Genomic DNA, 24,774 nt, shown 5'->3' with positions numbered 1-24,774 from the left:
CCGACGAATAAAAAACGGAACCTCATGAAAACATTTGCCTACTTTTCAAAAGCATCCCGCCGAAGAAATTCCCGAACGCTCCGGTAACTCGAATAGACAGAGACCAAAGTCACCGCCACCACAACCAAAAGCAGCAGATAGCCGAAACCCGAAAGATAATACGCTAAAACCGGAAGCTCACGGCAAAGCGATTTTTCGGCAAAGAGCAAAAGCAGCGCCGCCGCACCACTGGCAAAAACCCCTTGCATCACACCTTCCAGCAAAAAGGGAAATTCAATAAAAAACGATGACCCGCCCGCATATTTAATGTTTTCTACCAGAAGCTTGCGCGAAAAAAGCGAAAGGCGCACCGCATTTCCGATAATCAAAAAAAGCGTCACCAAAATCAGAACCGTCGTCGCTATCGGCCAAAAAATCAAAGGGAATTTCCATTCCGCAATCCTGTCCACAAAAGCCGTCGGCGATTCCACCGCATCGAATGCCGGATTTTTTTTCAACTGGTTCACTAATTCATGTAAAATGACCGGTTCCTGATAACGCGGGGACAAAGTGAAAATGAAAGAAGCCGGAAGTGGATTTGCCGTCACCAGGTCCAGCATGTCTCCCGAAAACCGCGTTTTAAAATCTTCCATCGCAGCGTCTGGGCTTTTGTAATCGACGGATTCAAATTGCTTCACCATCAGCAGCTGCCGGCGCAAACTCATCGCGGAATCTTCGGAAACGGGATCTTTCAAAAAAGCTTCGATTCGATAAAGCCGATTTTCCACCTGAGAAAGGCGATGTGCGCCCATCAAAAAAGCGCCCGAAAGCCCCAAAAGGACGGCGCACAGAAAAATCGTCACCAAAGACGGGAATACGACAGTCCGATGTTCTTTCCAACCGCGAAAAGCTTCAAAAATAAGATAACGCATCAAGCTAAACACAAAAGAGAATATAGTTTTTTGAAAGGGATTATACACCATGCACGATTTTTAGAGATAACCCAAACGGAGAAAAGTCAAAAGCTACAAAATGTGCAGATGGGAAATTTTGCAAACGCTCCTGAAACAAATTCAAAGGATTTTTTGAAACGACTATATAATGTTTCATAAAAAACGGCAAAATGCCACGACTCCAATCCGGAGAAAGTCGGCAAAAGGCAAAATGCCGAGAGGCAGGAGTTGGGAGTTGATTTTGGCGGCGGAAAATCTAAACTCTAAGTTCTCCCTACTAAGCTCTAATTTCTCCAAGGCGGCATTCGGCAAAATGCCACAAGCCGGAATGGGTTAAAGTCAACGAATGGCAAAATGCCACGAGCCGAATTTGGGGATTTTGTGGGAGATTTTTGATGAAATGCCATATTCTCCCCAAAATCCTGAAATGCTGTATATGATTTCCTTAAAAATATTATACCTTTCTTAAGAGAATAGGAGCTTTTATGGGAAAATTTCACGCCGTTTTAGCCATTTTGTTTTTGTCTGCGACACTTTCATACGCCGAGGGCGGCTGTTCGGGGAATGGGCAAATCTCGGGGATTCCCGTTCAGTCCTGCTACGAAAAACTTTCCTCGTTCTACATGGGAATCCAGGCCGACAACGGGATGTTTTTTATCGATCCGGTAAAGAGCGTCCAATATGGAGGCAAGACTTACTGGCTGCGTTTCTTTGTCACATCGGCGAGCGGGGCGTATAATCAAATACAGGCCCTGGCGCAAACGGGCTATGCCACCCGCAGCTCGGTTGAAATCATCTACCCCAATTATGCGACCACTACGGTCACCAATGCCAATGCCGGACTAAATGATGCCAACTGCAGCACGAATACGGACAATGCGGGCAATGCCGCCTACATGTATTGTCCTATTCAGGCGCTCTCTATCCTTGAATAGCCCATGGTCCGTCTGTTTTCTCTCCTGCTTGCCTTTTTCTTGTTTGCGCCGTCTGCTTTTGCGGCGGTTCATGCCGTTCCCTACAATGTCCGGACGGTTCTCGATTTAAGCGACGGGGACACGCTTTCCCTGACGGGATTTCCGGTGGGGTGGGCGTATTCCCGCGTGGTTCTCGGCATCAACTCGACGCCATCCGTCCCGATGGCAGGGCATCTTGTTGTCAACAACTGCAAATACGCTCTGGACTCCTATTACCGGGAAATCGCCTTTGCCTTTGCGACAGAGATTAAAATTACGTATTCGGGAAATCCGCAACAGAGGATGCCCATACAATGGTGGGTTGATGACAATCGTATTTTTTCTAAATGTGAACATGCGGAATTGACACGTGCGGATTCTATTTGGAAACTCGTGTATAAATTCGCAGATTCTCTTTATGAAATGAGAACCGCACATTATCGGGATTTGGGAGAAATGAATGCCGAATCTATTTTTGCCGGAAGCTCTCGAATGTTCAAAATTTCCAAATTGCCTGAAGATATGTACAATCGCATTTATGTGCTAATCGAACCGTTGGATGGCAAGGAACTGAATGGATTTGCTTACGCAAGCAATAAAAAGGCAAACATTCGAGGATGGACTTCTACAGTTGTTCTTTCCCAAAAAGCAAAATATGCTCCTTATTTTGAAATGGCTTTCCCCGAATACCGTAAAGTAAAAATGAAATGGTGGGCAACAAAAGAAGAACCTGTCGAAATACAAATACAAGCATCCGAAACTAGTTTAGGAAGCGATTCCGTTCAAGCAAATTATGCATTTGGTAAAACGCCTTACACGTCAGCATCTGTTGGATTGAAATTCGACAAGAATGTTTTTGTTGATGGGCAAATCCCCGTTATAAAAAAACTTTCTTTCAATCCACATGGTCCGGAAAATTTAGATGAATTTACAATGATAGGCGATATTTTTGATATTCAAGCACAATTAAAATCAGGGCAGGAGGTAACTTTGGCACTTCCCTTGGATTTTAATTATGTTTCCGGGCGGGATTCGGTAACTGTCGGTCATTTCATTGAATCCGAAAATCGTTGGATAGAAGAGCCCGTGGATAGCATTGTCGGTAATTACGTTTTCTTTAGAGCAAAATCTTTTAGTTTGAGGAGTGTTTTTCGAAAAGCGTGTAAAGTTGTAAATACGGTAGCGACGGCAGCTTTCGTCCCTGCGATAGGCATTTCAGCTATTTTTTCAGAAGATGTTCGCGATGGGATAGAATCGTTTGCTGCCGGATGGACGGATATCCAAACCGGCATTGTGAATGGAGTGGTTGATGGTGTCTATTGGCTGTATGATTTATATAATGAACTCCGGTGCTTCGATTTTGACGGAGTGAGAGATAGGTTTAATCGATTGTTTCGAAATGCCGAATCCGAGAACTTAGATGTTCCACAAGGACAATTGTCGGATGCTATACTTAGGGACTCCTTGCTTTTGAATTCTCTTAAAGAGAAGAAAGTATCGATATTAACAACCAAAAAAGAAGCCATTTCGCATTGCGCTTTACCTGACACTACTTGCAATCGTCAAGAATATGCCTGGAAAGTAACAGCCCAAAATCTAGATGCCGTATTGGCAGATGTTATTTTAGGAATGCTAAATCCCGATACAAGCAATAATGATTCAAATTCTTTATTTAAACGACGCTTTACTTTTTCAAGGGATTCTGACGAATTGTATTTCCAAGATGCTACACAACCCGATTCAGAAAAAATGAATTTTACCGATTATTTCTTGACAAACAGTGGAATGCTTTCCGATGCGGCTTGGGTAGTAAGAGGATTGGAAGGATGCTACAATGCGACGAATATAACCGGCGCGACACTGACGAATTGGATTGAATGGGGAAAAAGCATTCACGATTTGGATTATCAAGATTTTTGCAAAAGGCTTGTCTATACCTACGGGCATAACGAAGGCTATTTAAACGATGTCATTGAATGTGGTGAATTTGCGGTCAAATGGAACTCTGCAAGAACTTTTTTCGATTCTCATATTGGAAAACTCCAAGAAATCTCCAATGCGATGACAAGAATTTCTTTGCTAGCGTGGATTGATAAAGGAGAATTTAGAGAACATATAAAGGATGCGTACAAATCCGTTTATGATGGCATTCGAGCGTGGCTTGAATTGGCTGGTCCGATGCTCTTAGAAAATAATTTAGTTGCCAAAGCTTATGCGAGCATTGCCTTGTATGAATTCATATTTTATGGGACACACGAAAATTTAGATTATTTAAACAGTGCTTTGAAAATGCATTATGGTGAACATGGCGGCTATGCAGAAGGATCTGGTTATTCTCAATACATTTGGGACGATGCTCCTTACATTCTTGCCGCATTGCAGGAGGCATACCGATCGGTCAATAAAACAATGCCCGCTATCGAAAATAAATTTTTAAAGTCACCCTACTATATGATCGAATTTTCTCGACCGATGTCGTCTTATGGCTACATTCCTGTTGAAATAGACGATGGATGCACCTATAATCCGGATTATCGTGTTTGGGCAAAACTGACTGGCGACGCCAATTTTTTAGCTTGGTCGGAAGCCTATCCGTTAAAACCGGAAGATGGAAAAATCAATCCGTGGGTTGCCTTTGGATTTCCAGACGAAAGCTTGTATCAGTTGAAACCTGCTGACCTGCCATCTAAATCCGGGGTAAGGAGCAGCTGCAAAGACGGTATTTGTTTAATCACGGTCTTTGGTGTGGAAGATACGGTTGCTTTGTCTATGATTGCGGAAAATGGCAAGATGTGGACTCGAGGACAGGCTCATGACCAGCAGGACAACCTTTCCATCACGCTTTCTAGTTCTAAAAAAGGGTTTCTGATTCAAGATCGGGGCTATTCCGGGTTTGGTAAAAGAAATAAAGATGATGATTTTCACCATCACATCAATCACAACGTTTTAACGTTGGCGTCAAATTGTGATAAGAATGCGCCAAACGAATCGTGTCTTGCTGTCGGTGCACAAAGCGACAACCGTATTATAGGAGCAAATGAAGTCCGCCAAAGGATAGAAGAATTTTCCGGTGAAGTCCCGGGAGTATTTTGGTCGTTGTTGTCTTTTTTAGTGACTCATTTTGACTTGCTGGGAGACGATTTTAATGTGGAAGGAGGTTCGGACGCTTTTATTGTAGATTCTCTGCCGAATGCCGGGATGGAAGCGAAAGGATATACGGCTAAGCATTTTCTCACAAAATTCGATAAACTTGCAATGCCATCAACGGTCGAAAACCATCGTTCCATCCTTTATTTTGGTGGAAATTTTTGGGTCATTGATAGGCCTGGCGAGCAAGGGATGGCGTGGCTGGCAAATTCACCTCAAAAATACTGGGTCGATATGGGCATCCATCTTTATGGGGTTGCTCAAGAGGATCTAGGCATTGGTTCTCAAAGCGTTGTTAGAAATGTTCAGCAAAATTCATCGCGGGCCGATTATCTTGGACAGGATAAAGTTTTATTGAACAACTGGTTTGTAATTCAAGATTATCAAGCAAAAACCTACGTAATGAATTACCCCATTAATGGTGAAATTTTTTCTAAAAAAACAAGTCGTTGCCCTATGGATTTTCAGTGCTTTGAAAACACCGAAAAAAACAAACGTTTGATTGTTCCTCCGCAAGGAGTAAAGTATAAAGCGAGTTCGGTGTTGGAAAATTTTTCAGGATTTCCTGAATTGGATGGTATTATGCTAGCCACACGAAATAAAACGAATGTTTGGGAATATGAGGTTTTAGATGGTCAAACTTTTGGCGAATACCGACATGGGCGCTCCGTTGATTTGCCTGCGTTGCGAATTCTTCTCTTGAGGTGAGCATGGTTAAAATTTTACTGTTCATCTGCTTATTGCTATTGGGGTGCGATATTGAACTTTACGGCGATCCTTCTAGCAACGCTACTTATTTTATAACAACAACAACTCATAAACCATTGAGGTTTGAATTTACATGGATAGATGATTCTCTGCGTAATGCTTCCGCCACCCTCTTAGGTCCTTATGACCGCTTGGACTGTCCAGACGACTGTATAATTTCTAGAGCTCGCTATGCTTTGGAATGGAATGGAATCTATCTGGACTCGCTTTATGTAAAGGATGAGGCTTTTAGCAGAATAGACTCCACTCTTGTCGAATTGTTCCGGTCTATTGATTCTACGAAGCATCTCAAGTTTTCTTTAAGGGATTCGGCAGATGAAATTAAATCTTATGATTTGGATATGGCTCCTGTATTGTCTTATTTGAATAGTCCAAAACGTTATGAAATTCGTGGCGATTCCATCGACATATTCCTTCCCGAAGGGAATTTTTATGTTGTGTATTCCGGTTCTTGCTATAATGGCATTGATGATTTTAACGAATTCAATAAAGAATGCAGGAGATATAAAGCGTCTAAAGACCCGCAAACCATTACTTTGGAAATAGCCGCGTTAGAGCGTTTATCTTATGTGATTCGCTACGATTTTGATGAAGAAGACAAGATGGAAGAAGACTCCTTTACTTTTAAGTGGATTTACTATGACGCGTTGTAGAATCCTTTGCCTTTTCTGCCTGATATTTTTAGGCTGCTCCGATTTATCGGATATTTTCTCTTCTGATGATTCCCAAGAAGTGAAGATGGCAAAAACTCACGGCTCTTATTTATTTGTTTATCTTGCCGTTCATTGCGAACGGGACATGTCGTGTCGTTCCAGCGTACGCGTTAAGGGAACTCCTTCACCCAAAAGCGAATACAAATATGGATTCCATTATACATTCATCGCCGGAAACGATACCCTTGTTGCGGAATCCGACCGATTTATTGATAGTGGGGACACGTTGCCGTCATGGAATTTTCCCGTGACAGATGGGCATGTCCGCTTTTCCCTTTTGGATAAGAAGAAAAGGCACAAGGATTACGACTTTGATTTAGCTCACTGGCTGGGAGAAGCATCGCCATCGCAGGATTCGGTCGCCTTTACCAATTTTGAGGTGGGTTCTAGAGTTTGCTTTTACAAAGTTCAAGGCGAATCCTACTGCCAAACCATTCAAGAAAGAACGGAAAAGATCACGGTTCCGAACGACTCCACTTTCTATCCGTTTTTCAGAGTTTGGCACGACGATTTTTACTTTGATGTCGGCAAATATACGGATGAATTGTATCTTTGGCTTACTGCCTATTGGCGGTAAAATGGGGCGCTATATGGGGAATTTCTGACGAAATGTCTTCAGGAGCCGGGGCCTGCCATTTTGAATCTGGCCGAGTGAAGAAGAAATCAAGAAAGGACATTCCAAGGAAAAATAGCCGCCTCCTTGAAATAATCTATATTTCATCCCGACATAGTTTAGGAATTTCCGCCCAAAGCGGGGATTTCTAAACGCCCGGAAAATTTCGAGATTCGTCTCTTATTCTCTCTGCTGAAAACTACCACTTTTCAAATTTCCTGAGAATAAGACGAACGCTCACGTCCCGTTTGGGGCGTGGGTCGTTTGTGCTTATTAGGTAAAGGATGTGGTAGTCCTCAGCAGAGATAAGCGCACCGACTCCACGCCTTTTTTTGTTGCCCCGACATTTTGGCTTGAGTCGCAATCGCTTGAATAAGGGTGATTCTCTATCCCCTTTAACGCGGAGCGCAAATGGCCAAAAGTATTGAAGAACAGGTAGAAGATTGGTGCAAAAACCAATTGGAAAAATACTTCACCAAAACAGAAAGCATCAACTTCGAAATTGACGAAGCTCTCAAGAAAGCCCCCAGCAAAAAAGGGGGATCCGGTCAAAATCTTCCCGACATCAAATGTTTTGTGTCCGTTGACTTTAGGAACCTTCCCGTCATGGTGGAATGCAAGGGAACGAAAGGGGACTTTATAAAAACCGATGAAAACGGATTGGTTTCCAATACGAACAAAAAAGGGGAACCCGACTATGCCGCCATTGCCAAATACGCCGTCAATGGAGCAATCCACTATGCAAAATCCATTCTCGATTATACCGAAACCTATCAGGAAGCGATTGCCGTTGGGGTGAATGGTTATAAGCAGAATGATGATCTGAAAACTGAAATAGGCGTTTATTACCTATCGAAGGAAAACCTGAGCATACCCAAAGAAGTTGAAAAATTCACGGATTTGAGTTTTTTGAAAAAGAAAAATTGGAAGAATTTCTTCAAGATGATTGATGAAATCCAATTGACATCAGAAGAACTGGAAAACCGGAAACTCGCCTTGGAAGATGAAATCGAATCCAAACTGAAACGATTGAACCAAACCCTGCATGACGATTTGGGAATCGCTGTTAAATCCAGGGTGATGCTCATTGTCGGGTTGATTATGGCAGGACTCGGTGTAGAAGAAGTTTCCGACGGATTGAAAGTCGAGGAATTGAAAGGTGAAACAGGGAAAAAATCCAACGACGGACAAAAGATTGTAGATAAAATAGAAGACTTTTTACGAGAGGCGGATTTTCGTCGCTAACGCGACTTAGGTTTGTAGTTTAACTTGCGTATAAATATACTCTAAAGGGGTCATAAAGTCAAGCCTTTTTCGAGGCCTGTTGTTCAGTTTATCCTGTATCCAGCGAACTTTCCGGGGAGAGATTCCCTTGAACGACTCCTTCTTGGGAAGATATTGGCGTATTAGACCGTTCATGTTCTCGTTGGCACCGCGCTCCCAGGAGTGGTACGGGTTCGCAAAGTAGTAATCCGCCTTCATAGCTTTCGCTATTTCTGCGTGACAGGCGAACTCCTTCCCGTTGTCCGAAGTGATTGTGAGAATCTTGACTTCGAACGTTTTCTCAAAGTCCTTCAGCGCCCTCACAAGCGTTCTCTTCAGGTCTTTCGCGTTCTTCGTCGGAAGATACCTTATCAGGCTGTAATTCGTCATCCTGTCGTTGATCGTGAGCAGGTTCGCGTCATGGTCCGCGCTGTTTATCAGGTCTATCTCGATGTCGCCTACGCGTGATTTCTCGTCCACGATTGCCGGACGTTCCTCGATGGGCACGCGGCCTACAATCTGGCCTCTCTTGTCCTTCTTCTCCCCGCGCTTACGGTATGGTTTCTTGCCGTGCCGCAAGTGCTTCTTCAGGTCCTCGTCCTTGTTCACATGCCTGTATATCGTGGCGACGCTAGGGACACCCATCCCATCGAGTTTCGCGCGTCCGTTCACCTGTTCGGGAGAGTAGTCTTCCTTGATTTTCCCGTCCACGATTTTCCAGTCGTCCTCGTCGTAGTCGTAATGCAGGTGACTTGTCGCGGCAAGGAGGTCTGCCCGTTCCTGCGACTTGACCGGGTCGTAATGCTGGCGGCCGCCGCCCCTGTTTAGTTCCCTGTAGATTGTGGATTTGTGGACCTTCAGCTGCAAGGCTATGTTTTTCGGGGGGATCTTTGCCGCATTGAGCGCTCGTATTTCGTATCTTTGTGCTTGGTTGAGACTCACCGCCATGTCCTTTTTTGGTAGAATCGGCAAGGTAGAAAAGTTTCGGCCAGGTTCCCCAGGGGCTAGCCCTAGGGAACTTTTTTTCTTCCCGATTCAACCTATATCAGTCGCATTGACGGTGAAAATTCGCGAGAGAAAAAACTGCCCGAAGAAAAACGGGAAGTTATCATGAACGAAGTGTCAAACGTCTTCAAAAACCAAGACCTCTATACTCCCCAAAACGGAGAAAGCAAACTCCGAAAAGTTTACACCATCGTCCACAACGATATTCTGCCCTACCTCTCTTCCGAATTGCACAATATCGATTTTACAGGAAGACTTTTCAATGTCCTTAATGATTGGGTCGATGTCCCCGACGGTGCCGAAAACGATGTCGTTTTGACTCCAAGATACGTAACGGAAGTCATGGCGAGATTGGCATCCGTCAATAAGGACAGCTATGTTTGGGATTACGCAACGGGATCGGCGGGCTTTCTGATTTCGGCGATGCATTTGATGATTGCCGATGCAACGCGTAAAATCAAGAGTCCCGACGAACTGCGCTCTAAAATGGCAAAAATCAAGGGGGAACAGTTGCTCGGTATTGAAAAACTTCCCGAAATATATATTCTGGCCGTATTGAATATGATTTTGATGGGCGACGGCTCTTCGAATATTATTAATGGCAACTCTCTAACGCAATTCGATGGAAAATACCAGCAAGGGAAACTTCGCGACGAAAAATTCCCGGCCAATGTATTCTTGCTGAATCCTCCCTATTCGGCGCCCGGCAAGGGAATGATTTTTGTGGAGAAGGCGCTTTCTCAAATGAACGGGGGCAAGGCCGCTGTACTGATTCAGGAAAACGCGGGAAGTTCCCAAGGCGATGGATTCACCAGACGGATTTTAGAGCGCAATACACTCGTCGCCTCCATACACATGAGCACGGATTTGTTCATCGGGAAATCGAGCGTCCAAACGGCCATCTATGTGTTCGATGTGGGCGTTCCCCACGATACCGAAAAACTCGTGAAGTTCATCGATTTTTCAAATGACGGATACGCTCGGCAAAATCGCAAAAAATCAAGCCAATGCGTCAATCTAAAAGATGTGGACAACGCCAAGGAACGCTACGACGAACTTGTAAACCTTGTGGTTCGCGGCAAAGGCAAAGACGAAAAGAATTTGAATTATTACAAGGACTTCTACATTGAAGATTACATTTCATTGGAAGGCAACGACTGGACCTATAGCCAGCACAAGAAAATCGATATAAAGCCAACCGAGGACGACTTCAAAAAAGTTGTCCAAGAATACATGGCTTGGCAAATCGGCGACTTGATTAAAAACGGAGACGACTGCCTGGGAAAAAGCATCGGACTAGACGATTGCGAACTAACGAAGGAAGAAAAAACGGCTCTAAAAAAATTTAATGCGCAACAAATAGAATTTAAACCTTTTGACATTATTGAAAAGTTCGATATAAAGAATAGCCAAAACAATCTGAAAAGCGATGTAATTTTTGAAAGCGGGAATACGCCCTATGTCACAGCAAGCGAGGGGAATAATTCTGTCGTTTCTCGAATTTCATGTGCAGACAACTTGAAAGAGTCTGGAAACTCCATAATGATTGGTGGAAAAACTCTTGTTGTAACTTATCAACCAGAAGATTTTGTTTCTAACGATTCTCATAACTTGATATTGTATTTTAAGGACTACGCAAAACGAACTGAAAACATACAACTATTTTGCGTTTGTGTGCTAAAGCATTTTTTGAAGCCCATTTATAGCTGGGGAGACTCAATATCTAAAACGAAAATTCGAAAGGATGTTTTCTCGTTACCTATTTCGCCTCAAGGAGAAATTGATTTCGATTTCATGGAAGCCTTCATTTCTGCCCAAAAGAAACTTGTTGTTCAAAAAGTCATTCGTTGGCTAAAACAGCAATAAAGCAACGAAGACATTCTTGAAATGAAAAAACATCCTTCGGAGGAATATAAAACCATCAAGTAATCCGATTTTGACATAGACTGAAAAGATTCTTGTTTCCCTACCCTGAAACTACCACTTTCAAGGATTTTACACAAGAATCAAATGAATCTTCGCTCGCCATTTAGGGCGTGGGTCGTTTGTGCTTATTGTGTAAAAGGGTGTGGTAGCCCTCAGGATAGGTAAGCACATTCGACACCACGCCTTTTTTGTGTTTTCCCTACTTTAAAAATGGAAAGCGAAAACTTTTTCAGGAGATTTGCAAATAAGGCCGCTAAATAAGAATGGAACCTCAATCGGTCGCAGACCAAAGGAGTCCAGCATAAGACCATAGAGCGAATGATATCGAATTCCCATCCAGTTGTCGGGCGAACCGTCCGACAGGTTAAGGACTGTTACCAAAAAACAATCCAAACATTTTTCAGCCGCAAGGCAAGGGAAAATATTATGGGCCTAAAAGCCGCAACGCAACCAGGGGTTGCCTACAAACCACCAGAACTTCCCAAGGAGCACCAGCATTTGCTGCATGAACTCCCCCAGAAATATATCCAAACAGAGCTTCTTCCCGAAGAAGGAAATGTTCCGCAGAAACGCCCGGAACTTTCCCAAACGGAGGAACCGGAAAATTCGCCCAAGAGTTATCTCAAGGGGGATTTGGAATGCTTGGAAAATACGGAGCACTTTGAAGCGAACCTGATAAAACATATATTTAATGGCGAAATCAAGTCCGCTTCGGCGGGCAAAGGGAAAAGGCGGCTGGAAGCGACGGGTTACCACACCGAGGTAATCCAGAATGCCGAAGGCCAAATTATTCCTGGAACCAGGTCGACACCAAACGCCAATGGAGTCTATCAAGGTAAAGTAATAGTCAAAGGAATCAGAAAACGTGCTATGGGCGGAATTTCAACCTTCTTTCCTGCGCACTGGTCGCCACAACAGGTTGTTAATGCAATCAATCATGCCTACGAGAATCGACAGTTATAGATTAGGCAGATAAATACTTTACAAAACAAGCAAAGTTTACTATATTTGCATCATGGAAAAAGATGATGCAAGAAAGAATGTCCAGAGCCTTCTCGAAAAACGGAAGACAATCGTAAAAATGAAGAAGGCGGGATTCAAGAAAAGCAAGATCGCAGAGACCTGCGGCGTGAGCCGCCCCATGGTGGATGCAGTTCTATCGCTTTACGAGAAAGGCGGGATGAATGCGCTCAAGCCGAAGACAAGGGGCCGCAAGGAAAGGGAAAAAAGGCTCCTTTCCGCCAATCAAGAATCCGAGATACAGAAACTAATCCGGGACAAGCGTCCCGAACAGCTCAAGTTCAAGTTCGCCCTCTGGACCCGCGAAGCGGTTGCGGAGCTTGTCCGCAGCAAATTTGGAGTGAAGCTGGCCAAGAGAACGGTCGGCGACTACCTCAAAAGATGGAACTTCACCCCGCAAAAACCGATTGTCCGCGCGTACGAGCAAAACCCCGAAGCGGTGAAGAAGTGGCTCGAAGAGGAATACCCGAAAATAAAGGCCGATGCGGTATGCGAGAATGCGGAAATCCACTGGGCGGACGAGACCGCCATCGTGAACACGGATGTCCGTGGCCGCAGCTACGCCCCCTGCGGGCAGACCCCGGTCGTGAAGGCTCCCGGATGCAGGGAGCGCTTTTCCATGATATCGGCGGTGAACAATCGCGGGAAGTGCCACTGGATGATGATTGACGGGGCGTTCGACGCGACGAAGCTCATCGACTTCATGACGGCTCTGGTGAAGGATGTGTATGCAGACGGGAAAGGGAAGAAAGTGTTTCTCGTGATGGACAACCTGAGGGTTCACCACAGCAAGCCGGTAAAGGAATGGCTTGAAGCGAACACGGACAAGATAAGCGTATTCTACCTGCCCAGCTACAGTCCCGAGCTGAATCCTGACGAACGTCTTAATGCCGACCTGAAACACGAAATATCTTCCAACGCACCGGCTCGGACTCGCGAAAAGCTGCGCTCCCATGCGGAATCCCACATGAAAATGGTGAGCAACAGCCCTGAACGAGTAATCAAGTATTTTGGCGACAAGCATGTCTCTTATGCAGCATGACTATGTAAAAAATATATCCGCCGGAGCAATAATAGGTGGAAACCTCTATTCAGGAAATTCTGACGGCATTAAAATTGTAATGCGAATTAACGAAAATGGCAAAATTGCAACAGCCTTTCCCTCTAAGGAGAACTTAAAATGAACTACAAAATAAAGTATATTGAACGCAATGGTGAAAAGATCGATTTGATTTTTGAATTTAATGATCAAAAAGAAAATCAAATACTGCCCATATTCCTTTATAGCGAAGTCGTCAATTTTTATAACGACATTAAGTGCCAGCTGGAATCGGTTCTTCGTGGTGAGAAAAAACACAACGAATGTTCCGGGAATTCATGCTACTGGAACATCGGTCCTCAGGAAACCCTTATCGTCGATAATTTCGCCAATGAGGGCGACCCTTCGGAAATCACGGTTGACACGCAGGAGCTTCGCCGTTTGATTGACGAATGGATTGCCGCCCGCGACAAGTTCAAGGAACAGAAAGCCAAGGGCGAAATCTAGGCGGATTCTGCATCACACTGCAAATTGCGGCATCACATTCAGATTCCGCGGTTTATGTTTTTCTATTGAGGAATGATGAACGAAGAATATTCAAGTCCATTTGAAGTTTTGCACAGAGGCAAAGATTTTGACGAAAGAGAAATTCCTGCGCGGATTCAATCTTTTTCCTTGTCGTCAAAAGTTACCGTCAAGGGTGTTCGCAAACGTACCATGGGAGGAATGTCAACATTTTTCCCTGCGCACTGGTCGCCGCAACATATCGTGAATGCGATAAACCAGGCGTATGAGGGCAAAAGCGAGATAAACCCTTCTGGTAAAGTATTTTACGGATATTCTAAAGAAGGTGTGAAAATAAAAATGCGAATTAATTCAAACGGGAAAATTTCAAGTGCGTTTCCGATTATGGAGGAAAACTAATGAATTATAGTTACACAGTTAAGTACCTTGAATTTGAAGGGAAGAAAGATTTTCTGTATTTCTCGTTTGAAGAAGAAACGGGAATCCTTACGAACTTCTTTACTGGAGAAGTTGTCAATTTTTACAAAACAATCAAGGACCAGATTGAACAAGTCCTTTCCAAGAAGAAAAGACGTGTTGAATGTTCCGGTAACGATTGCTACTGGAACATCGGTCCCAAGGAAACCCTAATCGTCGACAACTTCGCGAATGAGGGTGAACCGTCGGAAATCACGGTTGACACGCAGGAGCTTCGCCGTTTGATTGACGAATGGATTGCCGCCCGCGACAAGTTCCGGGAACAGAAAACCAAAGGCGAAATCTAGGCGGATTCTGCATCACACTGCAAATTGCGGCATCACATTCAGATTCCGCGGTTTATGTTTTTCTATTGAGGAATGATGAACGAAGAATATTCAAGTCCATTTGAAGTTTTGCACAAAGGCAAAGATTTTGACGAAAGAGAAATTCCCAAGCGGGTACAATCTTTTTCCTTGTCCTTGCATTATCCGGATTACAATGCGTGGATTCACTACTACGAAAAAGAGGAACTCTGCAAGGCTTATACGGAGGGCCTCTCGCCTTACATCCATCACATCAAAAAGTTCTCGGGTTCCCTCACTCTCGACAGAAGCATCGGTTGGTGTGATCCGTTGGATGTTCAAAAAGATGCCGACAAGTTGAACAAACACAGCCGAGAAGTGTTTGCCGCAAACGGAATCCCATATATAATCAATGTGCGCTTCGGCGATGAAAAATCCTATCCGTTCTGTTTTCACGATATTCCTGAAAATTCAACGCTGTTTATCGGGAATCACGGGACGCAGCGCCATGCCGATTACAAAACAGTCCAATTCGCAGGAACGATGGAATTGATAAAAAGAAAAAGCCCGCGTACCTTGCTTGTTTACGGAGCTGTGGATAAAAGAATCTGGAACGAATGTGGAGAGCGGGGCGTTTCCCTTGTCCGTTATCCCAGCCAATACGAGCTGGCACATAAATCTCAACAGCGGGCATTATAAACCTAATGAGAACAGGCCTTTAGCCGCAAATCCAAATGGAAAAAATAAAATGTCGTTAAAACATTGCTACGGTGAAATTTTAGATGCAGAAAGTATCTTGAAACCAATCCCCAAAGATGTTAATTCTCTCTTCCGGTTGGTGGTGCAGCAGTTTTATCGTAATCGAAGAAAATGGTGAACAGCCTATTCCAAGCGATGAGTTCTTTCAATTCCTACTCCCGGGGGATTAGAAAGCATCACAATCGATGCATTCTTTTGGAAAACCCCGAAACGAATAACTATTTTTTGAAAGATGAAACACATCGGATTAAAAATTGTCGCCTGTATTTTTGGAATTGCCCTGTGGTTCTACGTGGTTTCCGCGCGAACGACGACCATCGACATACAGGTTCCCCTGATATTTTCCCGGCTTCCGGAAAATCTGGCGATTGCTTCTAGACCCGCCCAGCAGATTACCATCTCCGTCAGCGGAAAAACCATCGATTTAATCCGGTTGAAAAGCGCCCACGAAAACGCCGCCCGTATCGTTGTCGATTTGCACGATGCGGAACTCGGGTTAGAACGCGTCATTCTTTCGGAAGACAATTTTTTTGCCCCGGATTTTCCGCGTGTCAAATTTGAATCGGCAAGTCAAATCGCAGCGATTGAAATTGAAATCGACACGAGAATTTCCAGAACCATTCCGGTACACCTCAAAGGTTCGTTCAGTCCCAAAGAAGGCTACACCATTATCGGAACGCCCACGCCAGAGCCCGACACCATCACCATCTCGGGAGCCCGCGAAGCTCTGACTCGACTTTTTGAAATCCAGACGGAAGAAATCATCCAGTCCAATCTGGATTCCAACGCCGAATTTTCCGTGCCCTTGGACTTTTCCAAATTTCCGCCCTACGTTCTCCCCAGCGACAGCATCGCCCGCATTCCGGTTTCCATTCAGCAACTGGACAGGAAGTCTTTTAATAACATTCCCGTCCGGCTTATCGGCCAGTACGACCACTCGCTTTACGAACTCCAACCCGCCAACGCCACCGTGGAAGTTTCCGGAGGAGCCGGTATTCTTTCCCAAATGGAAAAAAAAGACATTCTGCTGCTTATCGAATTTAACCGGTTTGCCATCGAAGATACCGACAGCCTGACGCCGACCGTCCGAATCGACAAAGAAATCAAAAGTTTCCAGATGCATCCCGAAAAATTCTATCTCAAAAAGAAAAACGTTTCTGTGGCACCAATTGAAACAACTGCACTCGGCGATTCCTCTGCGCACAAAAATGGAGAAAACAGAAAATGATTTGGCTAGGCATCGAATCCAGCTGTGACGAAACAGCCTGTGCGATTTTGCGCGACGATCCGCTAGAAATCCTTTCCAACCCGCTTTACAGCCAGATTCAAGAACACGCCCTTTACGGAGGAGTCGTTCCTGAAGTCGCCGCCCGCGCCCATCTCGAAAAAATCACCGTCATTTGTCAAGAGGCCATTTCCCAAGCCAAAATTTCCCTTTCGGATATCGACGCCATCGCCTTTACACGCGGACCCGGACTGATGGGACCGCTTCTGGTCGGAGCGAGTTTTGCTCGGGGATTGTCTAGGGATTTGAAAATTCCCGCTTACGGAATCAACCATCTGGAAGGACATCTGTCTGCGGCATGGCTTACCGAACCGGATTTGAAACCGCCCTACCTGACTCTGACCGTTTCCGGCGGGCACACGGAATTGGTTTTGGAAGAACCCGGATTCCAATACACCCTGCTTGGAAGAACAAGGGATGACGCCGCAGGAGAAGCGTTTGATAAAAGCGGAATCCTCATCGGATTGCAATATCCAGCGGGAGCCGCCATCGGAAAACTGGCCGTGGGAAAAAATCGAAAGTTCCACATTTTCCCGCGCGCCTTGAAGAACGAAAACAATGGAGAATTTTCGTTCAGCGGATTGAAAACCGCCGTTCGGCGTTATGTCGAATCTCACTCGCCCGAATTTATACAAAATAATCTGGGCGATATCGCCGCTTCCATAGAAGACGCTATTGTCGATATTCTCGTTTCCAAAACCATCTGGGCGCTCAAAAAAACCGGAATGAAAACCCTGATTGTAGGCGGCGGAGTTTCTGCCAACGGCCTTTTACGAGAACGCTTGAAAAGATATTGCGAAAATCACCGCATCCGTTTAGCATTCCCCACACTGTACAACAGCACGGATAACGGAGCGATGATCGCCGCCGCCGCCATTCGCCGGGCCCGAGCCGGAATGCTTTCCGAAACCTCCACCGAAGTCAAACCTTGGCTTCCTCTCGCCTTATGAAAAAAGCAGTCCTCCTTTTCGCCTTATTCCTGATTCTTTCTACGGCTTTTGCTGCGGAAAATCCTCTCGTTTTCAAACCGCAAAGAGCGGCGCAAATTTCCAACATCGATTCCACAAACTCGCATTCCATCCAATTTGATGTCAGCATTTTTGGCGAAGGCGCCGTCGGCTCCATGTACATTCTTTGGGACGATATCGATCTTTCTGCCGAAGTCAAGGAATTGCTCACAAAGCATGAATTTCGGAACAACGAATATTATATGCAAAATATCGACCGCGAGCAATTTGAGCAGGAACGGATGCTGCAACTTTTTGAAGATAAAAAACGCGAATACTTCCGCATTTTCCCCAGCGAAATTCAAAAAGCCAAAGAAGACGAAGAGAACGAATAACCTAGCCGCTAATCCCTAATCACTCACTTCTAGCCACTCTAAAGCAACCGATTTTTGAAAATGAATTTTTAGAAGTCGCCGTTAAAGAATATCGCGATTTTGCAGAATCCCATGGCTCAATGTCAGTCTCCGGAACGGACTGTTCATATAAAAATCCGGATTGTGCGTAGCCATCAGAACCGTCGTTCCGCGAGCGTTGATTTCTTTAAAAATTTTAAAAACCTCGTTCGCATTTTCCGGATCCAGATTTCCCGTCGGTTCATCCGCCAAAATCAAATACGGATTGTGCACCATAGCTCGGGCAATGGCGACCCGCTGCTGTTCGCCACCGGACAACGTATAAGGCATCGCTAAACGCTTTTGACTAATTCCCACAAGAGCTAGCGCGTCAAAAACTTTAGCGTTCAAAAGTTTCGTCGGCGTTCCCGTAATGCGAAGCGCCAGCGCCACATTTTCAAAAACATTGCGATCCGGAAGCAGTTTAAAATCCTGAAAAATAATTCCCATGTGACGCCGCAATTCCTGAACCTGATTTTCCGAAGCCGTTTTGGAATCGAACACCAGCTCCTTTGTAAATTGCAGCATTACCTCGCCGCCGTGAAAATCATCGGGACGCTCGTCCATATAAATCAATTTCAATAAAGTCGATTTTCCCGCTCCGCTATGCCCCGTCAAAAAAACAAATTCACCCTGATGAATGCGAAACGTCACATCGGAAAGAGCTTTCCAATTGTCCTCATAGGTTTTGGTGACGTGCAAAAATCGAATCATCGAAAATCATTCCTTCATGCGGATTTCAATATGCACTTCCTCTCGCCATTTTTTAATCAGCTCTCGCAATTTCTGGTCTTCCATATAATTGATGGCGAAGGTTTCCACTTTCATAAAGTCATCTTCCAACGTATAATCGCGAACCTGTTTCATATCTTCCAAGCGAAGCAGATGATAACCGTCCCCTGCCAAAAAAGGTTCAGAGACTTCTCCGACAGACAATTCCGAAACAATCGGTTGGAAAGTCGAATCCACTTCTATTTTTTCCACCCAGCCCAGACTCCCGCCGTTAAAATTCGTCGCCTTGTCCGAGCTGATTTTTTTTGCCGCTTCTTCAAAAAGCGAATCCGAAGAGAGCGCAGTCCGGAGCGAATCAGCAAGCTGCAAAACTCGAGCGGAATCCGCCGCTGTCGGAATCATCTGCAAAAGAATCATCGCCGTCCGAATACCGTCTTCCTTGCGCCCGATAACGCGGATGATATTCCAGCCCCGTTCCGTCAAAACCGGCTGAGGCGTGTAAGCTCCGTTATCCACCCATTTTACAGCACGCTCATAAGCCGGATCCAAAAGTCCCTTTTGAAAATACCCGATGTCGCCGCCCTTGTTCGCACTCGAATCCTGCGAATGCGCTTTGGCCAAAATTTCCCAGTTCATTCCATGATCCAGCGAATCGATTAGCAATTCCGCAAAACGACGAACAGAATCCACAACCGTCGAATCCGGGTGAATTTTCAAAGAGATATGCGCAAGTTTCATGCAGTTGTATTGGCGCGGGATGGAATCCTTATATTGCTCGTAAAAAGCGGCAACCTCTTTTCGGGTCGGCTTGATTCCACCGACATAGCGCTGCCGAATGCGCCCGATGGTCATTTGTTCCCGAACTTGTTTCGCCAAATTTTCACGGTATTGAGCCATACTCATACCAAGCTGCGCACGGATCGCCCGTTCCAAAACAGCCATGCTGATATTTTGGCGAGCGGCCAGATTTTGCAAATGCTGCGTCACCCGCATTTCCACTTCGTCGTCGGAAATCTGGATGGAATCCCTGTCCACGCGAGAAAGCAAGACCTTGTCATCTATCAGCCTGTCTATCACAAAAGCGACCTGTTCTTTTTCAGAAAGCCCAGCCGCTTCAGCCGAATTCTGAAACTGGTACAAATTCCCCATGACTTCGGAACGCATAATCGGCTTTCCATCGACAATGGCCGCAATCGATTCGAAAAGTTCCGGCGCGGCAAATGCTGTCGCACACAAAAAGAAAGGTACAATCCACTTGAATTTCATAAAAGCCTCAATCCTCCGAAACGGTTTTGGCGATTTCTTCCGGATACACAAAAATAGCCTGCCGCTTTTTGATTTCATTTTTCAAAGAAGCAATGCTCTTTTTTCTTTTTTCATTGGCGGCAAGCGTCTGCGCCAGTTCCGCGACATCCGCAAACGGACGAACGCTTCCCGATGCGATTTTAGAAAGAACGATAACGCTCTTCAAATTTTTGCCGCAGGTCTTCGGCGGAGTAATTTTACCTACGGATAAAGTTTCCAAATCAACCCGCGGGCAATCCAATGGCAAAGTCTTGGTGGAATCAAAAATTTCCACATCCCGCAAAAGCCAATTTTTATGAGGAGCCTCTGCAATCGTCTTACGGGACGCGGGACCATAATACTGCCACGCGGTCTGTCCGCTCGCATAAGTGACCACTGCCAAATTGTAAATGCTGGAATCCAGCAGAAAATATTCCGGATTTTGCTCGTAAAAATCGATGGCCTCCGCTGTCGTCAGCGAAATCGTATCTACTGCCCTTGCAAAAAACGCATCCAAAACGATTTTCTTTTTCGCATCTTCTAGCAAATTCTGTACTTCGGGCAATTTATCGACGCCCTCGGCCAAAGCCTGTTCATAAATCGACGCCCGCGAAAGCCAGCTTTCTACCCGAAGAAATTTTTCATCCTGCGAAAGCGAATCCCAAGTTTCATCCTTCCGCATTTCGGACAATTTCAATTCTGAATTTTCTACGCGCGCAAGCGTCGGATCCGAAGCGTCATCCGAGACCTTACAGGCCGAAACGCTTAAAATCAAAGCCATCAAAATTAAAAAATAAAAACGCATTTGCCTTAAATTAGAAAATTTATCCTTCAGCGATTTTTAAAGCGTTCCCGAAGTTTCAAAAGATCGGACATTTCCACCTTTTCTTCTGGGGCTTGCGCCAGAATGGATCGTTTAAAACGCAGAAGTTCAAAATTTTCCAACAGAATTTGCAAAACAAGCGCCGATTCAAAGCGTTCGCTTTCCGTTCGAGCTTTTTCTGCACAGGCTAACGCTTCCCGCGCTTTTTTTAGTTCGTGTTCTTTCAAAAAGCGCCCTGAAAAATACGGAGAGAAACTTTCACGAAAACTCTTTGCCGACGGCAAAGGCAAAGCCATTTCTTCCCCGCTATTTTCCCGGAAAATTTCCCCTTGCAAAAACGCCGCAATGCGTCGAATCCGAAAATAGAGAGAATCTTCAGCGGAGAGAACAGAAGCCAAGCGCAACAAAGAATCCGAAACTTTTGCGCCCTTGCGAAAGCCGGCAAAGGCTTCCCGAAAAACGTCCCAAGCCTTCACAAAAGCCGAAACGCCGAGATACGCCGAATCCGAAACAAAGCGAAGCAGCCCTTCTCGAAACGCATTTTCCTCATTTGTCCGATGCGAAGAAATATCCGAAAAGGACCGCACTTTATGCGACCGGGCGAATTCAATTCCCGAAAAACGGGGAAGCGACAATTCCAATATTTCGATTCCAAATTTTTCCTTTTCCTCTTTTGTCATCGCCAAAAGGGAGCGCAACGCAAAAGTCGATTCTTCTCGCCGGTTCAAAAAAACAAATCGAGATTCAAACAAGGATTTCAAAGGCGAATCGTCCACTCCAACGCCAGAAATTCTCCGGTAGAATTTCTGCCAGAACTCCGCTTCAGAAAGCGACATCGCCCGAACACCTTCAGGGCACCAAGCATACGCCACTCCGAGTACCGATAGCGAAAGGGCGCAAGGAGAAACGAGCGCGCGCACCGCATCAAAAAAGGTGCAAACTCCCCATTCCGGTGAAAGTTCCAGCGAAAATTTTTCAGAATATGCCGACGAATAAATCGACAAATGCAGCCGCAAATGATGTTCGTTCTGCGGATTCAACACCGGCAAACTTCCCTCCGTTTCTCCCCAATTCCGATACGCTTCATAAAGGGAAATCAACGGGGATTTTTGCGGATTTCTTTCTAATGCATCCACAAAGCTATCGTCCAATTCCTCTTTTTTGGAGTCCAGCCTCTTGCGTTCCGACTTGGGCAATTCACGCAAAAACGATTCCAATATCCAGAAACGCCATTTTAAAATTTCATGCGCTAAAATCGCCGGAGAAAGCTGCGGTAAAAAATCCGCGGGGATTTCCAAAGACAATCCGTCCCATGACTTGCTCGAATCAAAAACCAGCTCCGCACGAATCTGACGGTTGAGAATTTTTTCAAATTCCACGACTCCGCCCAATTTGGCATTTTTTTTGTCTTCTAAAATCTGGGTGATTTTTTTCCTATGTAGCGCGTCCATCACCGGATTATTGTGAAAAGCTTCAATATGCTCCACTCCCGCTTCTGAAGCGCTTATCCAATCCGCCTCGTTGTAACGTAAAGCCTTGTCCGAATTTTTTTCGATGAAATCCTTCAGCGTCTGCAACGAAAAAACGCCGGGAGCCCTATCCATCAAATAGTCCACCTGCAAATCTTCGGAAGGGCAAATTCCCCACCGCCGCTGCCTAGCTTCGGTCGCCCGAAGTGCCGAAAGTACGCGCTGATTATGCTCCATAAACGGAAACGGCGTCGGCATATCGCCTTCTACAACCGCTTCTAAAAAGAAAATTCGCGCGGCCTCTTTAGCATCCACTCGCCCATAATCCACGCGGCGAGAACGGGAAAGCACCATGCCCCGAAAAGAAACCTCCTCCAATGCTTCCACAAAACCGCGCACCGAATTCCACTTGGGAGCAAACCAACGATACGAGCAAAAATCCTTGGCGACTTTGATAATCCATTCAGGTAAAATTTCCGCCGATTTATTCAAAAAGACGCGACTTGTTTCCCGAACTTCTGCAGACACCACAAACTCAGGAAACTTCCCGGCCAGATCGCTACCCGGAAAAAGATAAGCGTCTTTTCCACCCACCAGCCGATAGCATCCATTATCCCGATCGCGCTGCGCGACGCCGCCTAAAAACCCAGAAAGAAGCGCAATGTGCAAACTGTCCCGATGAAAAGAATTGAAAGGACAAACATAGGATTCAAAATGCGTTTTTAAAATTCGGGAAAACTGTTCGTATAAATCCATCCATTCCCGGCAACGCAAAAAATGCAGATAGTTCTTTTCGCAATACTTGCGCAGAGAATTCCAGCTGGTTCCATTCCACTCCCGGCAAAATGCGTTCCATTCCGCCAAGTAGCAAAGGAAATCGCTTTTGTGTCCGCCCAGGGATTTATGTTTCCGGCGAGCCTTTTCCCGGCCTTCGTCATCCGAAGGATACAGCCGCGGGTCCTGAATGGAAAGTGCCGAACAGACAATTATCGCCGGCTGTAAAACGCCCAAACGCCTCGCCCGAAGCAAAACCGCCGAAAGCGTCGCGTCCATGGGCAAGTGAGACATTTCGATTCCCAGCGGCGTCACGCGGGCATCCCGCGCCACTCCCGAAAGCGCCCCCAGTTCAAACAGGGTTTTGTACGCCCCTCGAAAAGCGGAGCGCGGCGGCGGCTGAATAAAAGGAAAATCCTCCACAGAAAGCCCCAAACTGCGCAGCTGCAAAACCACATTCGAAAGATTGGAACGCCGGATTTCCGGCTCCGTAAATTCTTCCCTGCTTTCAAAATTCTCTTGCGTGTAAAGGCGAACACAGATACCGGGCTTTACACGTCCCGCCCTTCCCGTTCTTTGACGAGCGCTCGCCTGTGATATTTTTTCGACAGGCAACCCCTGAATCCGATTTTGCGGGCTGTAACGAGAAACCCGCGCCATGCCTGAATCTACGACATAAGCAATGCCGGGAATCGTCAAAGATGTTTCGGCAATGTTTGTCGCTAGCACTATCCGGACCTTGCCCGAATTTTTGAAAACCCTTTTCTGTTCCTGCGGGCTCATCCGACCGAACAGAGGAAGAATCTCGAATTTAGATTCGTCCATTTTCGAGAGCAGTTCCGCTTGCAAATCCTGGATGTCCCTTTCCGTCGGCAAAAAGCAGAGCAGATTATCCTTGCCAACCGTCTCCTCCAAAGCGATTATCGCATCGCGAGCTTCTTCGACCAAACCGGAATCTCCACGGCTTTTGGAATCATTTTGCTGCGGATCCGCAAAAACAACTTGCACCGGGAACATTCGTCCTTCCGCTTCAAGAACGGCGGAATTTTCATAGAATTTTTCAAACAGTTTCGCATCCAAAGTGGCACTGGCAATCACCAAACGAAAATCGGGCCGATTCCGGAGGACATCCTTGAAAATGCCAAGCAGAATGTCGATATTCAGCGAACGCTCGTGCGCCTCATCGATTAAAATCGCCGAATACATTTGGAACAGCCTGTCCCGCCGAAACTCCTGCAACAGAATGCCATCCGTCATCACTTTAAGAGGCGCATCCTTCGGCCCCTCTTCCAAAAAACGGATTCGGGTCGAAACCAGCGATTCGTCCTTCAGCTCTTCCCGCAACCTGTCCGCAATGGACATCGCAGCCAGACGGCGAGGTTCCGTCACGCCGATTCTTCCCTTTTCCGCAAGTCCGCTTTCCAGCAGAAATTTAGGCACCTGCGTCGATTTGCCGGAACCGGTATCCGCCTTCACAATCACCACCTGGTGATTTTTCAGCAATTCCAAAAACTCTTCCCGCTTTTTAACAACGGGAAGATCGGGATATTCAATGGGAGCTTTCAAAAAATCCAACGCCATTTT

22 protein-coding genes are annotated in these 24,774 nt (G+C 45.6%); 16 read left to right on the top strand and 6 right to left on the bottom strand.

The window, feature by feature from the left end; genetic code table 11:
* Positions 1-38 precede the first annotated feature (38 nt).
* Positions 39-911, bottom strand: a complete 873-nt coding sequence (locus tag BGX14_RS12165) for an ABC transporter permease (protein WP_083545915.1) — start codon at positions 909-911, stop codon at positions 39-41.
* 506 nt (positions 912-1,417) lie between these two features.
* On the opposite strand from BGX14_RS12165, the gene BGX14_RS12155 reads away from it, so the two are divergent.
* The 5 genes from BGX14_RS12155 to BGX14_RS12135 all read left to right on the top strand — a co-directional run bounded on the left by BGX14_RS12155 (position 1,418) and on the right by BGX14_RS12135 (position 8,371).
* The gene (locus BGX14_RS12155) at positions 1,418-1,867 is read left to right on the top strand and encodes a hypothetical protein (RefSeq protein WP_095880025.1); all 450 of its coding nucleotides are present in this window, start codon (positions 1,418-1,420) and stop codon (positions 1,865-1,867) included.
* A gap of 3 nt (positions 1,868-1,870) precedes the next feature.
* On the top strand, positions 1,871-5,740 hold the full coding sequence (locus tag BGX14_RS12150) for a hypothetical protein (RefSeq protein ID WP_095880024.1): 3,870 nt from the start codon (positions 1,871-1,873) through the stop codon (positions 5,738-5,740).
* A gap of 2 nt (positions 5,741-5,742) precedes the next feature.
* Positions 5,743-6,453: a hypothetical protein gene (locus tag BGX14_RS12145; protein WP_143159500.1), complete on the top strand. Its 711-nt coding sequence runs from the start codon at positions 5,743-5,745 to the stop codon at positions 6,451-6,453.
* Positions 6,454-6,538: 85 nt separating this feature from the next.
* Positions 6,539-7,090 carry a hypothetical protein gene (locus BGX14_RS12140; protein ID WP_095880023.1) on the top strand — a complete coding sequence of 184 codons (552 nt, stop codon included), beginning with the start codon at positions 6,539-6,541 and terminating at the stop codon, positions 7,088-7,090.
* Positions 7,091-7,537: 447 nt separating this feature from the next.
* Complete coding sequence (locus BGX14_RS12135) at positions 7,538-8,371, top strand: hypothetical protein (RefSeq protein ID WP_233126541.1); 834 nt, start codon at positions 7,538-7,540, stop codon at positions 8,369-8,371.
* 6 nt (positions 8,372-8,377) lie between these two features.
* On the opposite strand, the gene BGX14_RS12130 is transcribed toward BGX14_RS12135, so the two are convergent.
* A complete protein-coding gene (locus tag BGX14_RS12130) occupies positions 8,378-9,337 on the bottom strand; it encodes an IS30 family transposase (RefSeq protein WP_095878741.1) in 960 nt (319 codons plus the stop codon).
* 162 nt (positions 9,338-9,499) lie between these two features.
* Here BGX14_RS12130 and BGX14_RS12125 point away from each other — a divergent pair, with 162 nt between their 5' ends.
* From BGX14_RS12125 to BGX14_RS12080, 11 genes are all read left to right on the top strand, one after another.
* Positions 9,500-11,260: an N-6 DNA methylase gene (locus BGX14_RS12125; protein WP_095880022.1), complete on the top strand. Its 1,761-nt coding sequence runs from the start codon at positions 9,500-9,502 to the stop codon at positions 11,258-11,260.
* Positions 11,261-11,746: 486 nt separating this feature from the next.
* Complete coding sequence (locus BGX14_RS12120; protein ID WP_158223319.1) at positions 11,747-12,283, top strand: EndoU domain-containing protein; 537 nt, start codon at positions 11,747-11,749, stop codon at positions 12,281-12,283.
* A 52-nt stretch (positions 12,284-12,335) separates the two neighbouring features.
* Positions 12,336-13,382, top strand: a complete 1,047-nt coding sequence (locus BGX14_RS12115; protein WP_073306514.1) for an IS630 family transposase — start codon at positions 12,336-12,338, stop codon at positions 13,380-13,382.
* Entirely contained in the window at positions 13,363-13,524 is a 162-nt protein-coding gene (locus BGX14_RS15625; protein WP_158223318.1) for a hypothetical protein, read from the top strand. The genes BGX14_RS12115 and BGX14_RS15625 overlap by 20 nt, the downstream gene beginning before the upstream one ends.
* A complete protein-coding gene (locus BGX14_RS12110; protein ID WP_095880020.1) occupies positions 13,521-13,886 on the top strand; it encodes a hypothetical protein in 366 nt (121 codons plus the stop codon). Before BGX14_RS15625 ends, BGX14_RS12110 begins: the two co-directional genes overlap by 4 nt.
* A gap of 72 nt (positions 13,887-13,958) precedes the next feature.
* Positions 13,959-14,303 (top strand): EndoU domain-containing protein, encoded by a 345-nt coding sequence (locus BGX14_RS12105; RefSeq protein ID WP_095880019.1) that lies wholly within the window; start codon positions 13,959-13,961, stop codon positions 14,301-14,303.
* Complete coding sequence (locus tag BGX14_RS12100) at positions 14,303-14,668, top strand: hypothetical protein (RefSeq protein WP_073306200.1); 366 nt, start codon at positions 14,303-14,305, stop codon at positions 14,666-14,668. The genes BGX14_RS12105 and BGX14_RS12100 overlap by 1 nt, the downstream gene beginning before the upstream one ends.
* A gap of 72 nt (positions 14,669-14,740) precedes the next feature.
* The gene (locus BGX14_RS12095) at positions 14,741-15,364 is read left to right on the top strand and encodes a DUF4417 domain-containing protein (protein WP_083545932.1); all 624 of its coding nucleotides are present in this window, start codon (positions 14,741-14,743) and stop codon (positions 15,362-15,364) included.
* A gap of 292 nt (positions 15,365-15,656) precedes the next feature.
* The gene (locus BGX14_RS12090; RefSeq protein ID WP_095880018.1) at positions 15,657-16,652 is read left to right on the top strand and encodes a YbbR-like domain-containing protein; all 996 of its coding nucleotides are present in this window, start codon (positions 15,657-15,659) and stop codon (positions 16,650-16,652) included.
* The gene (gene tsaD / locus BGX14_RS12085; RefSeq protein WP_073306197.1) at positions 16,649-17,659 is read left to right on the top strand and encodes a tRNA (adenosine(37)-N6)-threonylcarbamoyltransferase complex transferase subunit TsaD; all 1,011 of its coding nucleotides are present in this window, start codon (positions 16,649-16,651) and stop codon (positions 17,657-17,659) included. Before BGX14_RS12090 ends, tsaD begins: the two co-directional genes overlap by 4 nt.
* Positions 17,656-18,051 carry a hypothetical protein gene (locus BGX14_RS12080; RefSeq protein ID WP_073306196.1) on the top strand — a complete coding sequence of 132 codons (396 nt, stop codon included), beginning with the start codon at positions 17,656-17,658 and terminating at the stop codon, positions 18,049-18,051. The genes tsaD and BGX14_RS12080 overlap by 4 nt, the downstream gene beginning before the upstream one ends.
* Before the next feature lie 81 nt (positions 18,052-18,132).
* Here the strand turns inward: BGX14_RS12080 and BGX14_RS12075 are convergent, their stop codons facing one another.
* Genes BGX14_RS12075 through hrpA form a run of 4 tightly spaced genes read right to left on the bottom strand, consistent with a single transcriptional unit; the run spans position 18,133 to position 24,771 of the window.
* Positions 18,133-18,822 carry a cell division ATP-binding protein FtsE gene (locus BGX14_RS12075; protein ID WP_073306195.1) on the bottom strand — a complete coding sequence of 230 codons (690 nt, stop codon included), beginning with the start codon at positions 18,820-18,822 and terminating at the stop codon, positions 18,133-18,135.
* A 6-nt stretch (positions 18,823-18,828) separates the two neighbouring features.
* Positions 18,829-20,106 carry a peptidylprolyl isomerase gene (locus BGX14_RS12070; RefSeq protein WP_073306194.1) on the bottom strand — a complete coding sequence of 426 codons (1,278 nt, stop codon included), beginning with the start codon at positions 20,104-20,106 and terminating at the stop codon, positions 18,829-18,831.
* 7 nt (positions 20,107-20,113) lie between these two features.
* A complete protein-coding gene (locus tag BGX14_RS12065) occupies positions 20,114-20,929 on the bottom strand; it encodes a hypothetical protein (RefSeq protein WP_073306193.1) in 816 nt (271 codons plus the stop codon).
* 26 nt (positions 20,930-20,955) lie between these two features.
* On the bottom strand, positions 20,956-24,771 hold the full coding sequence (gene hrpA, locus BGX14_RS12060) for an ATP-dependent RNA helicase HrpA (protein WP_095880017.1): 3,816 nt from the start codon (positions 24,769-24,771) through the stop codon (positions 20,956-20,958).
* Positions 24,772-24,774 lie beyond the last annotated feature (3 nt).

This window comes from Fibrobacter sp. UWS1, assembly GCF_002300445.1.
GTDB classification, from domain to species: Bacteria; Fibrobacterota; Fibrobacteria; order Fibrobacterales; family Fibrobacteraceae; genus Hallerella; species Hallerella intestinalis.
Note: the sequence above shows the minus strand (reverse complement) of the source record. Positions and strands in the feature narration are given on the sequence as shown.

Excerpts from the sequence above, each read along its gene's own strand:
- BGX14_RS12165 (WP_083545915.1), bottom strand. The coding sequence starts at position 911 with ATGCGTTATCTTATTTTTGAAGCTTTTCGCGGTTGGAAAGAACATCGG.
- BGX14_RS12155 (WP_095880025.1), top strand. The coding sequence starts at position 1,418 with ATGGGAAAATTTCACGCCGTTTTAGCCATTTTGTTTTTGTCTGCGACA.
- BGX14_RS12150 (WP_095880024.1), top strand. The coding sequence starts at position 1,871 with ATGGTCCGTCTGTTTTCTCTCCTGCTTGCCTTTTTCTTGTTTGCGCCG.
- BGX14_RS12145 (WP_143159500.1), top strand. The coding sequence starts at position 5,743 with ATGGTTAAAATTTTACTGTTCATCTGCTTATTGCTATTGGGGTGCGAT.
- BGX14_RS12140 (WP_095880023.1), top strand. The coding sequence starts at position 6,539 with ATGGCAAAAACTCACGGCTCTTATTTATTTGTTTATCTTGCCGTTCAT.
- BGX14_RS12135 (WP_233126541.1), top strand. The coding sequence starts at position 7,538 with ATGGCCAAAAGTATTGAAGAACAGGTAGAAGATTGGTGCAAAAACCAA.
- BGX14_RS12130 (WP_095878741.1), bottom strand. The coding sequence starts at position 9,337 with ATGGCGGTGAGTCTCAACCAAGCACAAAGATACGAAATACGAGCGCTC.
- BGX14_RS12125 (WP_095880022.1), top strand. The coding sequence starts at position 9,500 with ATGAACGAAGTGTCAAACGTCTTCAAAAACCAAGACCTCTATACTCCC.
- BGX14_RS12120 (WP_158223319.1), top strand. The coding sequence starts at position 11,747 with ATGGGCCTAAAAGCCGCAACGCAACCAGGGGTTGCCTACAAACCACCA.
- BGX14_RS12115 (WP_073306514.1), top strand. The coding sequence starts at position 12,336 with ATGGAAAAAGATGATGCAAGAAAGAATGTCCAGAGCCTTCTCGAAAAA.
- BGX14_RS15625 (WP_158223318.1), top strand. The coding sequence starts at position 13,363 with ATGTCTCTTATGCAGCATGACTATGTAAAAAATATATCCGCCGGAGCA.
- BGX14_RS12110 (WP_095880020.1), top strand. The coding sequence starts at position 13,521 with ATGAACTACAAAATAAAGTATATTGAACGCAATGGTGAAAAGATCGAT.
- BGX14_RS12105 (WP_095880019.1), top strand. The coding sequence starts at position 13,959 with ATGATGAACGAAGAATATTCAAGTCCATTTGAAGTTTTGCACAGAGGC.
- BGX14_RS12100 (WP_073306200.1), top strand. The coding sequence starts at position 14,303 with ATGAATTATAGTTACACAGTTAAGTACCTTGAATTTGAAGGGAAGAAA.
- BGX14_RS12095 (WP_083545932.1), top strand. The coding sequence starts at position 14,741 with ATGATGAACGAAGAATATTCAAGTCCATTTGAAGTTTTGCACAAAGGC.
- BGX14_RS12090 (WP_095880018.1), top strand. The coding sequence starts at position 15,657 with ATGAAACACATCGGATTAAAAATTGTCGCCTGTATTTTTGGAATTGCC.
- tsaD (WP_073306197.1), top strand. The coding sequence starts at position 16,649 with ATGATTTGGCTAGGCATCGAATCCAGCTGTGACGAAACAGCCTGTGCG.
- BGX14_RS12080 (WP_073306196.1), top strand. The coding sequence starts at position 17,656 with ATGAAAAAAGCAGTCCTCCTTTTCGCCTTATTCCTGATTCTTTCTACG.
- BGX14_RS12075 (WP_073306195.1), bottom strand. The coding sequence starts at position 18,822 with ATGATTCGATTTTTGCACGTCACCAAAACCTATGAGGACAATTGGAAA.
- BGX14_RS12070 (WP_073306194.1), bottom strand. The coding sequence starts at position 20,106 with ATGAAATTCAAGTGGATTGTACCTTTCTTTTTGTGTGCGACAGCATTT.
- BGX14_RS12065 (WP_073306193.1), bottom strand. The coding sequence starts at position 20,929 with ATGCGTTTTTATTTTTTAATTTTGATGGCTTTGATTTTAAGCGTTTCG.
- hrpA (WP_095880017.1), bottom strand. The coding sequence starts at position 24,771 with ATGGCGTTGGATTTTTTGAAAGCTCCCATTGAATATCCCGATCTTCCC.